The sequence below is a fragment of the Actinobacillus ureae ATCC 25976 genome, from assembly GCF_000188255.1.
GTDB classification, from domain to species: Bacteria; Pseudomonadota; Gammaproteobacteria; order Enterobacterales; family Pasteurellaceae; genus Actinobacillus; species Actinobacillus ureae.
The window spans coordinates 491469-506535 of sequence record NZ_GL831081.1 but is presented as its reverse complement, the minus strand read 5'-3'; the positions used below and the strand labels follow the sequence as shown (position 1 = coordinate 506535).

Genomic DNA, 15067 nt, shown 5'->3' with positions numbered 1-15067 from the left:
AATAAATCTCGCCGAATCTTACAAATTCTAAAGAGAAAACGTCGGATTGCTGCACGCCATAGTTTAGCCTTTATAATATTACAGAATGAGGTTTAATGATTTAAATCGTAAAAAAACCGTCCCATAAGGACGGTTTTTTATAGGTTATTGTGCATAGCTAATCACTTTAATAACTTTGCTGACACCACTTACTGTACGAGCCGCTTCTGCTGCTGCATCTGCTTGGGTTGGCGAAAGTTTTCCGACTAAGAACACTTCTCCATTTTCAGTAATGACTTTCACTTCCGTTGATTTTACTTCCGAATTAATCAGTAATTTTGATTTTACTGCCGTAGTAATCCAGCTATCAATAGATATTTGACCAACACCAATTTTTGAACCGGTACGGATTTCGTTATATACCTCAGTCACACCTTCTGCGCCAGCGGCAAGATTTTTAGCATTTTCAACCGCATCAAACCCCGGAGCTTGACCGATTAGCAATACTTTACCATTGTAAGCGACTACATTAATGCGAGCTTCTTGCTTCAGTTGTTCGTCTTTATTGATATTGTAAGCAACACGTTCTTCTAAGATCTCATCATCTATTTGTGTGCCGGTAGAACGAGGATCGGTTGCTACTTTAGTTGCAATAGCGGCTGAGGCCACAACAGTTGTTGCAATACAGCCCTGTAATGATAGGAGGCTTACAGCGAATAAACTCGCTAGACTGATTCGTTTGGCTAAAGTAAGCATAACAATATCCTTCTAAATGTTAAGAAAAGAGTAAGTGGTCAACTAATTCACAGAGTAAGTTTACACAGAATTGGTGGCCTTCGATAATTCGTAATTCATTACTGGAAGGCATTGAAATTTCAAGGTCGTGATCATCAAGCAAACCTTGCGTATGGTCATTACGGCTACTGGTAAATGCTAAGACTTCTAAACCTTCATTTTTTGCAGAATGTAACGCATTTAAGACCGCTTCTTCATCGCCACGAGGCGAAAAACTAATAAATAAATCTCCCTCTTTTGCAATTGCTTGTAACTGTTTGCGGTAGATTTGCGCAAGATCGTTATCTTGTGCAATCACACCAGCCAAAACTCCATCAAATTGCAATAATTGTGCAGCAAAACTTGGTCGAGCAAGATCGTATTTATGCAATAAGTGACTGACTAAAAGCTGCGCGTTTGCGTACGAACGCCCATGTCCGCATACAATGATTTTATTGCCTATTAATAAGCAGGCAACAATGCGATTAGCAGCTTCGCTAAGCGTTTTAGGCAGTAATTCTGCGGCGGCAATTTGGATCTGGATGCTTTCGGTAAAACGGTCTTGGATTTTTTCTAGCATGAAAAGAACTATCCTAAAAAATTGGGGATCCAAAGAGGCGGATCATTTCCTTCAAAGGCAACAACATCAAAGCGACAATTCGCTGTATCTAAACTCTGTTTACATTGGGTAAACAGCCACATATTTGCGGCATCCAACCATTTTTGTTGTTTTCGATAATCAATGCTTTCGACGGCGGAGCCAAAGCGCTTACTTTTGCGTTGGCGAACCTCTACAAAAATCAAAGTTTCGCCTTGTTGCATAATAAGATCCAGCTCACCGCATTTAAAAGTCTGATTCGCCGCAATGAACTTAAGCCCTTGGCCCTCTAAAAAGACGCGGGCTTTATGTTCAAAACTGGCTCCTTGAGAACGCTTAGTTAGCGCTTTGAACAGCACCATTACGATATTGCAACCAAGTCATTTCACGTTCGATATTACAGTTAGGACCAGCGGTTAAGTTTCCGGTTAAACCGGATACGCTATAACCCGGAATTTGGCGGAACTCATTGAATTTATTTGCAAGCGCCCAAGCATCAGAACCCATTGCATATAAACGTATCATTGAGAAATCGCTTGCCGCTAGGTTATCTGCTTTTTTATACTCATCCGAATCGGTGTCAGATAATAATGGAATTTCGCTGAATTTTACGCCTTCCATTGAAGTACGGAACTCAATACCGTTATTTGGTGAGTTACTACGCGAAGAGGTATAAATTGCAAGTTGTCCAGCTAGCGCTGAGTTATCAACGCCTTGTTTTAATTCGAGTAATTGTTCAGCCGTACCTAATGTGTATAATGCAGCGCCTTGAGTACTGCCTGAGTTTTGAATAGCCACAACAGAATCTTGCGGGATGTTGTAATAACGAACATCTGCATCCGTATTGGTTAATTGTCTCCAGCGTTGAGCGAATGCATCAGCAGAACGTTGTCCGAAATCATCTTGCGGTGCTGCAACAATCGCACGAGAGTAACCGTCACGATATAAACGATCTGCACCTGCTCTTGCTTCAGCTTCCGGTGATAAACCGTAGTAACATACGCCCGGAATCGCTTTAACATTTGGGGTTGAGTTTAGCGCTAACACGTTAACACCTTTAATTTCAGGGCTGATGAGCATTTCATCAACACGAGATTTAAGTAACGGCCCAATTATTGTTTGTGCGCCTTGTTGTTTTGCTTGCGCTAAAATACTTTCAACAGAACCGCTTTCAGTATCATAGGTTTGTACTGCAATTGAGTCGCTACCTTTGGCGTCATTAAAGCCTTTTTTGATGATATCGCCTAAAATTTTCGCATCACCACTTAATGGTAAAAGTAACGCAACGCCATTTAATTGAGTTTGTTGGAAGTTTGATACATTTTGTAGTTCAGCCGGCATAAAAGAAACCGCACTGTGATTAGGATACAGTTGCTTCCAGTTATTAATACCCTGTGGCATTTGTGCCGGTGTTGAAACGTTTTGGTTATATACCGCAATAAGCGCTAGCCAACCTGCAAATTCCGTTTCGCCTGGGCCTGGGCTTGCGACTGAAAGCACACCTTTATTGGCATTACGTAATAATGCCCAAATTTGGTCATTATTTTCTTGGCGTAAACGATTTTCAGAGAATTGTGCACTCATCAAAGAACGGGCACGTACCGCTTCGATAACATCTTTGTTATTTTCAGCAATACGCGCTTGAGTTTGGTGATAACGTAATAATTGTGACTTGCTTAACAATGCCATTGGCACAAGTTTAAGTTGTGCTCCTGCCTGAACGTTATTGGCTTGTAAAGCGGAAAGCTGCGCTGCAACTAAGTTATATTCGACTTTTTGAATTTCATTTTTTTGAATTTCAGCAAGCGAAGCATTTAATTCATCAAACATATTCTGTGCTTCGAACGCTTTATTTTCATCAATCAATTTACGAATTGCGAGTAAGCGATAGGTGATTTTATCTTCTTTATCCGTCGCTTGCTCCGCTTTATTGATATAAAACTCAGAAGTTGCGTACGCTTCATTTTTTACCGTTTTTGTTAACGGGTTTTCAAAAAAACTTGTACCGGTACAAGCAGAAAGAAAAAGTGCCATTGCCGTTGGGACAAAGACAGTTTTTAGTTTCTGTTTTAAAATAGTCGCCATTGTATTGCTCCTAATAGACTATAATAGGCAGAATAATGTTGAAATCTTACTTACCAAACGAGTGAAAAGCAAATGAAAAACGAACAAAACGGCACTTTGTATATTGTCGCAACGCCAATCGGTAACCTTGGAGATATTACTCAACGTGCATTAGACACCTTTGCCAAAGTTGATTTAATTGCCGCAGAAGATACACGCCATAGCGGTTTACTACTCAGTCATTACGGTATCAAAAAAACGTTTTTTGCTTTACATGATCATAACGAACAAAAAAAGGCTACTGTATTAGTCGAAAAATTACAACAAGGGCTGAGTATCGCCCTAATTTCCGATGCCGGCACGCCGTTAATTAGTGATCCGGGATTTCACTTGGTGCGCCATTGCCGCCAAGCCGGAGTCAAAGTCGTGCCGTTACCCGGTGCTTGCGCGGCGATTACTGCACTTTGTGCATCCGGTATTGCCTCTGACCGCTTTTGTTTTGAAGGGTTCTTACCGGCTAAAACAAAATCACGTTGTGATAAATTAGCTGAGGTCGCCGATGAGCCTCGTACGCTGATTTTTTACGAATCTACCCACCGTATTTTAGATACGCTTGAAGATATGCAGAAAATGTTGGGCGCTGATCGTTATGTGGTGATGGCTCGTGAAATTACCAAAACGTGGGAAACCATTCACGGCGATACGTTAACCAATTTAATTGCGTGGTTAAATGAAGACAGCAAGCGCACTAAAGGCGAGATTGTATTAGTGGTCGAAGGGAAACCAGTACAAGCCGATGAAGAATTTTCCGTTCAAGCGGTGAAATTACTCGGTTTACTTTGCCAAGAATTACCGCTGAAAAAAGCAGCGGCAATTGTGGCGGAGACTTTCGGCTATAAAAAGAATGCACTTTACCAATACGGATTAGAACATCTTTCCGATAACTAAAATACAAGCGGTTAAATTTCCTAAAAATTTAACCGCTTGTTTGTTAGATTCTCGCCAAATCAAAATTCGCTAAATCAATTTTATCCGGTGTGCCATAGAATTTGGCTAACGCTTTGCGTAGCGTTTCGGCACGTTTCGGTAGATAACCTCGCTCGGCATAAATTTTTACTTGATCAAAAACCGCTTGTTTAAATGCGGAATTATCGCCCGGATTGCCGGAAAGATTATCTGCACTGGCAAAATAGCGGAAGCCGGCGGCGGTTGCTAGCACCCATTCAATCGCTTGCGGTTTAACTTCCACCGATTCAAATTCACGTTGGCGTTCCGCTGAGCGCCCATCCGGCTCGTACCAATAACCGAAATCTTCTAATTTACGGCGTTCGGTTCCTGCCACCAGCCAATGGGCAATCTCATGTAATGCACTGCTGTAATAACCGTGGGCAAATAAAATTACGTTGTAAGGGCGCTCTGATTTCACGCCGTCTTCATCTAAAAATGCAGGTAAGTAAATCGGGTAGTCTTCGCCCTTTTCTAAACGGGTATTGTATTCTTCGGCGAAACATTCATCGAAAATACGAATAATGTCTTCAATTTTATTACCTGTAGCAAGTACGATTTTTTGTTTCATAATCAATCCTTTTATTGATGATAAGCCGCCATTAAATCAGCCCAGTTTTGCTCGGTAAATTGAATATTCATTCGTCCAACTTCTTTTTCGAAGGAACGTTTTAAACGGTTCAGATTTTGCACTTTCCAAAAATCTCCAGATTTTTCGCCGCACTTATCAAAATCCAGTAACCAACATTTTTGCCCTTGTTCAGCTTGTTGAAGCAAAATATTGTGTGCATTCAAGTCTGTATGGCAAATCTGTAAATCATGTAGTTTTCGAATCAAACGACCAATTTGCCTCCAAGTTTCTTTTGGCAATGTTTGTGTTTGTAAAAGTGCGGTTAAATCCTGCGCGTTTTCGATTTTTTCCGTCAAAATATCCGCTTGATAGCAAATACCTAACTTGCCTTTTTGAATACGTGCAGCAATGGGTTTAGGCACAGGTAACCCCGCTTCATACAAACGTTGCAACAAATGAAACTCAGCAAAACTACGGGTAGTTTCAAGAGCAGAAAAACGATAACGATCTTTGTTCAGTTTACCCCAAAGTCCACCGCGATAATAATGACGCAACGCACAATTTACACCAAACCAATCTTCGGTTTGCAAGAAATAAGTGGTGCCTCGACCTTTTGCACTCCCTATCACTCGTTCTTGTTTTTGCCAAAATTCTGCTTGGAAAAACTCGGTTGCTTGGTCAAAAGTGCGGTCAAAATTAAAGATAAAATATTGGTTATCTTGTTGGAATTGGTGCATTAGAACGTTGTTATGAATAGAAAATGGGGTCATTCTACTTTAAAATAGGCACAAATTAAATGATAAAGGAACGTCAATGCCACTTTTTACCGAAGCTCCAAAATCCCTTTGTATTCTCCGATTATCAGCGGTAGGCGATGTCTGCCATGCCTTAGCGGTGGTTCAGCACATTCAAGAATATTATCCCCAAACAGAAATGACTTGGATTGTAGGAAAAACCGAAATGGGTTTGCTTTCAAGTATTCCTAATATCACGCTTATTCCTTACGATAAAAAAGCGGGATGGAAAGGCGTTTTATCACTCTGGAAACAACTAAAAAATAAACAATTTGATGCACTATTAAATATGCAAACAGCATTTCGTGCATCAATCCTTTCTTTAGGAATTAAAGCAAAATTCAAAATCGGATTTGGAGAAAAACGTTCTCGAGAAGGGCAATGGCTATTTGTAAATCGTCGCATCAGAGATCCTTTTTCCCCTCACGTATTAGATGGATTTATGGCTTTCGCTGAATATATTGGCGTACCAAAATCAGAACCAAAATGGGAATTAGCTATTTCAGAAGATGATTATAAATTTGCCGATCAATTTATTGATTTTTCTCGTAAAAATTTATTGATTTCCCCTTGTTCTAGCAAAGCAGAAAAAGATTGGCTAATTGAACGTTATGCAGAAATTGCCAATATTGCCCATCAGCATAATATCAATGTGATTTTCTGCAGCTCGCCAGCGAAACGTGAATTAGAAATAGTCGAAAAAATTACCGCACTTTGCCATTTCACGCCAACCAATATTGCAGGAAAAACAAACCTAAAACAGCTTACCGCTTTAATTTCTAAGGTTGATTTGGTGCTTTCGCCAGATTCTGGCCCTGCCCATATTGCGACAACACAAGGTACACCCGTTATTGGCTTATATGCCTATCACAATCCTTTGCGTACTGCACCTTATAATAATTTAGATAACGTGGTATCAGTATATGAAGAAAATGCCCAAAAAGAATTTGGCAAACCGTCATCTGAACTACCTTGGGCAACCAAACTAAAAGGGAAAAATTTGATGGCAGAGATTCAAGTCGAACCCGTTATTGAACAAATGAAAAAATTAGGATTATTTTGAAAAAATGATCTGCATCTCAAAAGTTAGATGATTAAGTTAAACGTTTTAATATAGCCAACTTGAAAGTTGTTTTTGGAAAGTAAGATCTTTAGTTTTTTAAGTTAAAAATCAATAGCTTGTTGTTAAAATAGTTTATATTTAGTCATAAAAATCTATATCTTAATCTCTTGCTTATTTAGTCCAATTTTTGCAGGTACAGATTGAAATCCAAAATTAGTTTGAATTTTACTCCATTAAATGCAAATGATTATAAATAAACTAGTTGATTATTATTATTATTATTATTATTATTATCGCCATTCTCCTCTTTTTAATCATTACAATAAGGAAAACAGATGCGACTTTCTAAACTTTCCCTTGCGATTGCTACAACCTTAGTGACAGCAAATGCGCTAGCACAATCCATTGAATTAGACCCTATTAACGTTATTGCGACACGAGATCCAAGCAGGTTTTCTTATACGCCACAAAAACAATCTAAAGATAGTCTTCTTTCCAAACAAGCTACTAGTGTTGCAGCTGCGTTAGAAGACATTCCAAATGTTGATGTTAGAGGCGGTTCGAGAAGCATTGCTCAAAAACCTAATATCCGAGGGTTAAGTGATAATCGTGTTGTGCAAGTCATTGATGGCGTGAGACAAAATTTTGATTTAGCACATAGAGGTTCTTATTTTCTTCCAATGTCACTTATTCAAGAAATTGAAGTAATCAAAGGACCAAGTAGCTCCTTATGGGGTAGTGGTGCATTGGGTGGTGTTGTGGCAATGCGTACGCCAAATGCTTTAGACTTATTGAAAAATAATGACAAATTCGGAGTTAAAATTCGCCAAGGTTATCAAACTGCTAATAATTTATCGGAAACGGATGCTTCTGTATTTGCAGCAAATGACAAATTCGATGTTCTTATTAGTGGTTTCTATAATAATGCGGATAATTTACGTATTGGTAAAGGCAACAAGCTGAATAATACAGCCTATAAACAGTTTGGGGGCTTAGCAAAATTTGGTTGGCAAATCAATGATGCGAACCGTGTGGAATTATCCCACCGCGAAACTCGTTTTAAACAAACTGCACCAAGCAATAATGAGGTGGAAAACGAACTTACTAATGAACAACTTACAAAACAAATCGGAGAGTTCCACCAAGGATTCAACGGTTCTCCACCACCTACAGATCCAAAAGTAATATCAGAGTTTTACTCTAAAGTGAAAACACGTTTTGGTAGTGTCAGTTATTTAAGTGATCAACAAATTCCTGATCAAAGCACGGTATTTAACTATTATTTAACGCCTGATAATCCTTATCTAAATACGCATATTGCGCTATACAACAATAAGACTATTGAGAAAGAACAGCGTAAAGTCAGTGGAGTGAAAGATCAGACTAAATTGACTACCCGAGGTATAAATTTACGTAACTCTTCCGAATTATCTCACATTTCCTTTGTTTATGGGGTGGATTATATGCGAGATAAAATCAGTACTGAACGAGGCACAAACAGTAGTGATGCGCAGTTTCGAGCGGAACCCTATAATGCGAATTCAAACACTACAGGCGTTTATTTAATTGCCCATATGCCGCTATTTGGGGAGAAATTGCTACTTTCGCCAAGTGTACGTTATGACCACTACGATACCTCAAGTAAAACCGTAAAATATAAGGATAAGCATTTATCGCCTGCCACAAAATTAACTTGGAAAGTGACCAATTGGTTAGATTTTTCTGCTAAATATAATGAAGCCTTCCGAGCTCCATCTATGCAAGAACGGTTTGTGAGCGGCGCTCACTTTGGGGCAAGTATTCGAGGACGAGATAATATCAATAGATTTGTGGCAAACCCAAATTTACGCCCTGAAACAGCAAAAAATAAAGAAATTACCGCGAATCTACATTTTGATAGCCTGTTTAAACAAGGCGATAAATTCAAAATTGAAGCGACTTATTTCCGCAATGATGTGAAAGATTTAATTAACTTAAAGGTATTTAATGATCCAAATGCACCAAATGCAAAGGGAGCATTTTTTCCAACAAATTCCCAGTATCAAAACATAGCTAATGCCCGTTTAAGCGGTATTGAGTTGCAAGCTCAATACCAAACAGAACGTTTAACGCTGTTTACTAACTATGGCAGCACCAAAGGTAGAGATAAAGATAGCGGCGAAGCTTTATCAAACATTGCCGCAAGCAAAATCGGCGTAGGTGCAGATTATGCTTTAGTAAAAGACAAATTCACTGTAGGAGCGACAATAACCCATTACGCTGCCCAACATCGAGTGCCTAAAGATCACGCTGTTACCTACCCAAGTTATATACTGACCGATCTTCGTGCTACCTATGCGCCATTAAAAGGCGAATGGAAAAACCTGCGTTTAGATTTTGCGCTGGAAAACTTGTTTGATAGAAAATATCAACCAGCGTTTAGTTTAATGGAAGGCACAGGTCGCAATGCGAAAATTAGTGCAGTTTATAGCTTCTAAATTTACTTTGGGAAAACGCCCTAAAGCTGTTTTCCCTCAAATTTTGTAATTTTGTCAATTAATAATAAATAGAACATAAGGAATAAAAATGAGACCTCGTTATTCTGTTATTGCAAGTGCGGTCAGTTTAGGCTTTGTTTTGAGTAAATCAGTGATGGCATTAGTGCCAGATGCTGGATCATTGAACCGTGAACTAGAACAGCGTCAAATTCAACCAGAAGCCAAACCTAGTGGCGAATTATTTAATCAAGCAGCAAAATCGCCTTATACCGCACAGTATAAACAAGAGCTAAAATTTCCACTTATGCAAGTACAGATTTTAGATCGAAACAATCAAGAAGTCGTCACAGACGAGCTTGCACATATTTTAAAAAATTATGTAGGAAAAGAAGTATCGCTGTCAGATTTAAGTAATTTGGCAAATGAGATCAGCGAATTTTATCGCAATAATAATTATTTAGTGGCAAAAGCGATTTTACCACCGCAGGAAATTGAGCAAGGTACGGTAAAAATTCTGTTACTCAAAGGTAATGTGGGCGAAATACGCTTGCAAAATCACAGCGCATTAAGCAATAAATTTGTATCCCGTCTCTCTAATACAACAGTAAATACGTCTGAATTTATTTTGAAAGATGAGTTAGAAAAATTTGCTTTAACAATGAACGATGTTCCAGGGGTAAATACAGGTTTGCAACTTTCCGCAGGCAAAAAAGTCGGCGAAGCGAATTTACTGATTAAGATTAACGATGCAAAACGTTTTTCTAGTTATGTTTCAGTAGATAACCAAGGTAACAAGTATACGGGGCGTTACCGTTTGGCTGCTGGGACAAAGGTAAATAATTTGACTGGCTGGGGCGATGAATTGAAATTGGATTTACTGAGTTCTAATCAGGCTAATTTAAAAAATGCTCGTATAGATTATTCCTCTTTAATTGATGGTTATTCTACGCGTTTTGGTGTAACTGCTAACTATCTCCACTACAAATTAGGTGGTAATTTTAAATCATTACAATCTCAAGGGCATTCCCATAACTTAGGGGCTTATTTGTTGCACCCAACAATCCGTACACCAAATTTTCGTTTAAGTACTAAAGTGAGCTTTAATCATCAAAACCTTAGGGATGAACAACAAGCGGTTAATGTGAAACAAAAACGGAAAATAAATAGTTTAACTGTAGGGATTGACGGTTCTTGGAATCTTATTAAAGATGGGACAACTTATTTTTCATTATCTACCTTGTTCGGTAATTTAGCGAATCAAACTAATGAAAAACGACATTATACGCCAGAGGATTTTCAACCAAAATCGCATTTTACGGTATATAACTACCGCTTGTCTCACGAGCAAATTTTACCAAAATCTTTTGCTTTCAATGTTGGTATAAACGGTCAGTTTGCCGATAAAAACCTTGAAAGTTCACAGAAAATATTGCTTGGTGGTCTGTCTGGAGTACGTGGACATCAAGCTGGTGCGGCTTCTGTGGATGAAGGGCATTTGATACAAACGGAATTCAAACATTATTTACCAGTCTTTTCCCAAAGTGTGCTAGTTAGTTCATTGTTCTATGACTATGGTTTGGGAAAATATTATAAAAAAGGTCAATTTCTCGCACAAGGCGTGAAAAATAGCGTGAAATTACAAAGCGTTGGCGCAGGACTTTCTCTTTCAGATGCAAGCAGCTATGCCATCAACGTCAGTGTCGCCAAGCCGCTTGATAACAATATTGATAATGCCGATAAACACCAATTTTGGCTTTCTATGATCAAAACTTTCTAAGGATGTATGTCATGTATAAATTAAATGTAATTTCTCTTATCATTTTGACCACTTGCACTGGTGCAGCGTATGCTTCTGCACAGGATTTGCCACAACAGGATAAAGTAGTTTTCGGAAATGTGAATATTGAGAAAACTGTAGGTAAAATGACGATTAATCAAACGTCCGATAAAGCTCAAATAAACTGGCGTAGTTTTGACATCGGCAAAAATAAAGAAGTGGAATTTAAACAACTTAGCGAAAATTCTGTGGCATATAACCGTGTAACTGGCGGGAATGCTAGTCAAATTCAAGGGAAATTGACGGCAAACGGTAAGGTTTATTTAGCAAACCCTAATGGGATTACTATTACCAATGGGGCACAAATCAATGTAGCTGGTTTACTTGCAACAACTAAAGACTTAGAGAGAATCAGTGAAAATGACAATAGCAATCAATTTGCCCGTAAAGCAAAAGCTGGTCAGGTGCTAAAAGAAGGGAAAGTTCTCAATAAAGGGGAAATTACGGCGCGAGATTTCGTGGTACTTAATGGCGATCAAGTTATCAATGAAGGGAAAATTAGCTCTGACAATGGCAAAGTATATTTATCCTCAGGCGATAATTTCACATTTACCTTACCAGATAGCGGTATAAGTGTGGCATTAGAAGATAATACAGTACAGGGTATTGTTAAAAATGAAGGGATTATTAAAGCAGGAGAGATTACGCTAAGTGCGAAAGGGCGTAAACAAGCATTAGACAGCTTGGTTGTGAATAATGGTGTGTTGGAAGCAACTAAAGTTGGCAATAAAAACGGCAAGGTTGTGTTATCTGCTGACGATGTTCAGTTGAATAGTAAAAGTAATATTAAAGGGGAAGTTGAAACTTTATTTACCTCAACAAATGGAGATAAAAAACTTAAAATCACTTCTCAAAGTGGCTCAAAAGTTACCTCGCCTAAAATCGACTTTAAAGGCAAAAGCGTTAATATCAACGGTAACTTTGGACGTGAAGATAGTAATGACTACTATAGTGATGAGCATAAAACATTAAAAACAGAAGTTAATATTGACGTGCCAGACACTGAAAATATTCGTATTGCAGATGATAAAAATAATACGGGTACGGGTTCATTTATACAAACAAAGGCGTTAAGTTCATTACTGGCTAATAATGGAAAAGTGAATCTTAAAGGAAAGGACGTTAATATTTCAGGACGTATTCATATAGATTCCTTTAAAGGCACAGATTCGCTATTAAAGCTAACTAACCAAGGTCATATTAATATTAAGAATGCGGATATTCACTCAAAAGGTCGTTTATTTGTTGTAACGAGTTTGCAGAATAAGGAAGATTTTAAATCAAATATTACCATTACTGACAGCAAAATAAATCTTGGTAACGGAGCTATGGGATTGGGGCGTAGTCTCAATAGAGACGACTGCGATAGCCAAAGATGGTGTAGAACGGAAACCTCACAACGCAAGAAGTTTGATGTTGATATGCGTAATGTAGTATTTAATCAGGTTGATGATGTGGTTTTAGCAGGTGGATTTAGAAAAGTTAATTTAGATAACGTCGTTGCCACAGGACAAACGAATTTTTACATTGATGGGGGGGTATCCCGTAATAATTCAAGATATGAATACGGTGTGTTAGATTTAGACAAACGTACGCAGTTATCGGAGTTAGATCAACGCAGACGCCGTTGGAGATATTACCCTGATTTAGATTTAGATATGAACAGAGCCTATTGGTATCGTTTTGATTTTTTTGCTACCAAAAATACGGGGCGATCAACTATTAAAGACACGGAAATTAATATTTCCAACAGTAATATCAACCTAAAAAATGGATTTGTGCATTTACTGGCAGAAAAAATTAAGTTAGATAATAGCAAGATTGATATTACTTTTGATAAAGATAATTCACAAGATATTTCAACTCAAATTAACCGTTTAGGAATGAATGGTAAAGTCTCAATGATAAACTCACATATCAAAATCGTGGGCGATGAGAAAAGTGATATATCTCCAAAAGCACCTTATGCTACGATGTTTTTAATCGGGGAATTAATAGGGGAAAAAAGTTCTATTTTTGTGAAATCTCATCAGGGTTACACCTTTAGAACTGATGGCGATACAACAATTGCAGGTAAAAACAGCAAAGATGACTTGAAAATTACTGCAATTAACACAGGTGGAAGAACTGGGAAGGAAGTGATCATTAATGGTGCGCCAGGCTCAATTGATAATGATGCTAATATTGCCAATATGGCATTTACTATTGGTGATAACGCAGATACCAAAACAACCATTAAAAATGCCGAAATTACTGCCTTAGCACCTAACGGTGGAACAGCTTATTTAAGCTCCAAAGGGGTAGAAATTGATGTAAAATCAAATGCAGATTTCACATTCTTTGAACTTCCTCGTGAGAAAAACTTTAATCAGACAAAAATTCAAGGCAATTCTACCAAACTCAGTGAACGTGGTTTTGCTAGACTTTACGACAAAATTAACGGTGTGCGAGCCACCAACTTGTCTGCTGAGCAATTGAATGTTACGGACGTAAGCGAAAAAATCATTAATACAAATTTAGTGAGTAGCTTAGATGTTGAAAAACTTGTTTCTGTTGAAGTTTGTGATGAAGATAACGGTTGCGAAGAACAACAATTAGGCAATAAAGGTAATAATACTAAAGTGAGTGTTGGAAAGTTAGAAGCTGGACAATAACTATTCAGAACACAAGGTAAAAGCGTAAAGCTAATTTGACAGACACACAATTAAATTGTGTGTCTGTCAGATTTTTTAATAGCCATTGTCGCTACATTATTTTAAACAACCACGTACAATCAATACGCCAACATTTCGAGCTTGCGCAACGGCTTTTAGTTTACTCAGTTTAATTTTTAATCCTTGAAGTTGATAACGTGACTCAAGCAACTCTGCCACTTCATAAGCCACTCGCTCAATCAGCAAGAAAGGTTTGCTTTCCACATAATCAATTATCACTTGGCTCACTTCAGCGTAATTTAAACAATATTCAACATCATCCGTTTCTGCCGCTTGTTTACAATCCCAAGCCATTTCTAAATCAAACACAAGTTTTTGCTTTATTTGCTGTTCCCAATCATATACACCGATTTGTGCAAAAACAGTCAATTCTTCAATAAAAACACGATCCATAAGATTTCCTCTAAAATTATTGTAGGCGTATGCTATCAACTTTGGGTAGAATAACGAATAATTTTTCTTGCTGGAGTACAAAATGAGCCTTTTCGCCCTTTTTTATATGCTTTTTGCCTATCTTTTAGGCTCAATTTCCAGTGCGATTTTAATTTGTCGCCTTGCTGGATTACCCGATCCTCGTCAAAATGGTTCACACAATCCTGGGGCGACAAATGTGTTGCGTATTGGAAATCGTAAGTCTGCCTTGGCGGCGCTTATTTTTGATATGTTAAAAGGGATGATTCCTGTATGGGCGGGTTATTATTTAGTGTACCCAACCATCAAAACCAAGAAAATAAAAAACAAATAGGGATTTGGTTGAAATAAATGAAATTAAGTGGTCGGAATATTGAAAACAGGGGAATTGCTATGCATTGCCCCTTTTTAATTGGAAGGAAAAGTAAAACTAAGAAAAAATAATGAATTGGGTGGAAAATTGAAATTCGTCCAGAAAAACTAAGAAATTTAAACAAAACGATAACGCCCGTTTAAATGGCGTTTAAATTAGGCTGTGTCCGATATGAACCACTTGCCCGATGATTTGCAGGCTCTGTGCTTCTTGGTTGATTATCTTTATAGGCTCATACTCTTCTCTGTTGTCTGACACCAGCTCCACGCCATCCCATAACATCTTCACACGTTTAACCCATACGCTGTCGCCATTCTGCACAAGGTAGATATTATCGTTGCGTACTTCGTTTCGGGTGAAATCAACTAACAACTGGTCGCCGTTATGGATAGTGGGTAGCTAGCCTT

At 38.2% G+C, this 15067-nt stretch carries 12 protein-coding genes and 2 pseudogenes; 6 read left to right on the top strand and 8 right to left on the bottom strand.

The window, feature by feature from the left end; all coding sequences use genetic code 11:
• Positions 1–144: 144 nt before the first annotated feature.
• Genes dolP through HMPREF0027_RS10230 form a run of 4 tightly spaced genes read right to left on the bottom strand, consistent with a single transcriptional unit; the run spans position 145 to position 3436 of the window.
• A complete protein-coding gene (gene dolP, locus HMPREF0027_RS10245; RefSeq protein ID WP_005624980.1) occupies positions 145–735 on the bottom strand; it encodes a division/outer membrane stress-associated lipid-binding lipoprotein in 591 nt (196 codons plus the stop codon).
• 19 nt (positions 736–754) lie between these two features.
• On the bottom strand, positions 755–1333 hold the full coding sequence (locus HMPREF0027_RS10240) for a D-sedoheptulose-7-phosphate isomerase (RefSeq protein ID WP_005624978.1): 579 nt from the start codon (positions 1331–1333) through the stop codon (positions 755–757).
• 8 nt (positions 1334–1341) lie between these two features.
• Complete coding sequence (locus HMPREF0027_RS10235) at positions 1342–1713, bottom strand: YraN family protein (RefSeq protein WP_005624977.1); 372 nt, start codon at positions 1711–1713, stop codon at positions 1342–1344.
• Positions 1688–3436: a penicillin-binding protein activator gene (locus HMPREF0027_RS10230; RefSeq protein WP_005624974.1), complete on the bottom strand. Its 1749-nt coding sequence runs from the start codon at positions 3434–3436 to the stop codon at positions 1688–1690. The genes HMPREF0027_RS10235 and HMPREF0027_RS10230 overlap by 26 nt, the downstream gene beginning before the upstream one ends.
• A 72-nt stretch (positions 3437–3508) precedes the next feature.
• Between HMPREF0027_RS10230 and rsmI the strand changes: the two genes are divergently transcribed.
• A complete protein-coding gene (gene rsmI / locus HMPREF0027_RS10225; RefSeq protein ID WP_005624972.1) occupies positions 3509–4363 on the top strand; it encodes a 16S rRNA (cytidine(1402)-2'-O)-methyltransferase in 855 nt (284 codons plus the stop codon).
• Between the two features lie 43 nt (positions 4364–4406).
• On the opposite strand, the gene HMPREF0027_RS10220 is transcribed toward rsmI, so the two are convergent.
• Together HMPREF0027_RS10220 and HMPREF0027_RS10215 are read right to left on the bottom strand one after the other, a co-directional pair.
• On the bottom strand, positions 4407–4991 hold the full coding sequence (locus HMPREF0027_RS10220) for an elongation factor P hydroxylase (RefSeq protein WP_005624970.1): 585 nt from the start codon (positions 4989–4991) through the stop codon (positions 4407–4409).
• A gap of 11 nt (positions 4992–5002) precedes the next feature.
• Positions 5003–5728: a 3-deoxy-D-manno-octulosonic acid kinase gene (locus HMPREF0027_RS10215; RefSeq protein WP_044024521.1), complete on the bottom strand. Its 726-nt coding sequence runs from the start codon at positions 5726–5728 to the stop codon at positions 5003–5005.
• Between the two features lie 76 nt (positions 5729–5804).
• Between HMPREF0027_RS10215 and HMPREF0027_RS10210 the strand changes: the two genes are divergently transcribed.
• The 4 genes from HMPREF0027_RS10210 (at position 5805) to HMPREF0027_RS10195 (ending at position 13816) form a co-directional block, all read left to right on the top strand.
• The gene (locus HMPREF0027_RS10210) at positions 5805–6848 is read left to right on the top strand and encodes a glycosyltransferase family 9 protein (RefSeq protein WP_005624966.1); all 1044 of its coding nucleotides are present in this window, start codon (positions 5805–5807) and stop codon (positions 6846–6848) included.
• 335 nt (positions 6849–7183) lie between these two features.
• On the top strand, positions 7184–9325 hold the full coding sequence (locus HMPREF0027_RS10205; protein ID WP_005624963.1) for a TonB-dependent hemoglobin/transferrin/lactoferrin family receptor: 2142 nt from the start codon (positions 7184–7186) through the stop codon (positions 9323–9325).
• Positions 9326–9407: 82 nt separating this feature from the next.
• Positions 9408–11102 carry a ShlB/FhaC/HecB family hemolysin secretion/activation protein gene (locus HMPREF0027_RS10200; protein WP_155812117.1) on the top strand — a complete coding sequence of 565 codons (1695 nt, stop codon included), beginning with the start codon at positions 9408–9410 and terminating at the stop codon, positions 11100–11102.
• 11 nt (positions 11103–11113) lie between these two features.
• Positions 11114–13816 (top strand): filamentous hemagglutinin N-terminal domain-containing protein, encoded by a 2703-nt coding sequence (locus HMPREF0027_RS10195; protein ID WP_044024520.1) that lies wholly within the window; start codon positions 11114–11116, stop codon positions 13814–13816.
• Between the two features lie 96 nt (positions 13817–13912).
• On the opposite strand, the gene folB is transcribed toward HMPREF0027_RS10195, so the two are convergent.
• The gene (gene folB / locus HMPREF0027_RS10190) at positions 13913–14269 is read right to left on the bottom strand and encodes a dihydroneopterin aldolase (RefSeq protein WP_005624957.1); all 357 of its coding nucleotides are present in this window, start codon (positions 14267–14269) and stop codon (positions 13913–13915) included.
• An 82-nt stretch (positions 14270–14351) separates the two neighbouring features.
• On the opposite strand from folB, the pseudogene HMPREF0027_RS10185 reads away from it, so the two are divergent.
• Positions 14352–14579 (top strand): annotated as a pseudogene (locus HMPREF0027_RS10185) (glycerol-3-phosphate acyltransferase); the annotation flags it as partial.
• Positions 14580–14810: 231 nt separating this feature from the next.
• On the opposite strand, the pseudogene HMPREF0027_RS10180 reads toward HMPREF0027_RS10185, so the two are convergent.
• Positions 14811–15059 (bottom strand): annotated as a pseudogene (locus tag HMPREF0027_RS10180) (S24 family peptidase); the annotation flags it as partial.
• Between the last annotated feature and the right edge of the window lie 8 nt (positions 15060–15067).

What these genes read in the sequence shown, in the direction of transcription:
- HMPREF0027_RS10230 (WP_005624974.1), bottom strand. Translation starts at nt 3,436, where the DNA reads ATGGCGACTATTTTAAAACAGAAACTAAAAACTGTCTTTGTCCCAACG.
- HMPREF0027_RS10205 (WP_005624963.1), top strand. Translation starts at nt 7,184, where the DNA reads ATGCGACTTTCTAAACTTTCCCTTGCGATTGCTACAACCTTAGTGACA.
- HMPREF0027_RS10220 (WP_005624970.1), bottom strand. Translation starts at nt 4,991, where the DNA reads ATGAAACAAAAAATCGTACTTGCTACAGGTAATAAAATTGAAGACATT.
- HMPREF0027_RS10210 (WP_005624966.1), top strand. Translation starts at nt 5,805, where the DNA reads ATGCCACTTTTTACCGAAGCTCCAAAATCCCTTTGTATTCTCCGATTA.
- HMPREF0027_RS10235 (WP_005624977.1), bottom strand. Translation starts at nt 1,713, where the DNA reads ATGGTGCTGTTCAAAGCGCTAACTAAGCGTTCTCAAGGAGCCAGTTTT.
- rsmI (WP_005624972.1), top strand. Translation starts at nt 3,509, where the DNA reads ATGAAAAACGAACAAAACGGCACTTTGTATATTGTCGCAACGCCAATC.
- HMPREF0027_RS10215 (WP_044024521.1), bottom strand. Translation starts at nt 5,728, where the DNA reads ATGCACCAATTCCAACAAGATAACCAATATTTTATCTTTAATTTTGAC.
- dolP (WP_005624980.1), bottom strand. Translation starts at nt 735, where the DNA reads ATGCTTACTTTAGCCAAACGAATCAGTCTAGCGAGTTTATTCGCTGTA.
- HMPREF0027_RS10240 (WP_005624978.1), bottom strand. Translation starts at nt 1,333, where the DNA reads ATGCTAGAAAAAATCCAAGACCGTTTTACCGAAAGCATCCAGATCCAA.
- folB (WP_005624957.1), bottom strand. Translation starts at nt 14,269, where the DNA reads ATGGATCGTGTTTTTATTGAAGAATTGACTGTTTTTGCACAAATCGGT.
- HMPREF0027_RS10195 (WP_044024520.1), top strand. Translation starts at nt 11,114, where the DNA reads ATGTATAAATTAAATGTAATTTCTCTTATCATTTTGACCACTTGCACT.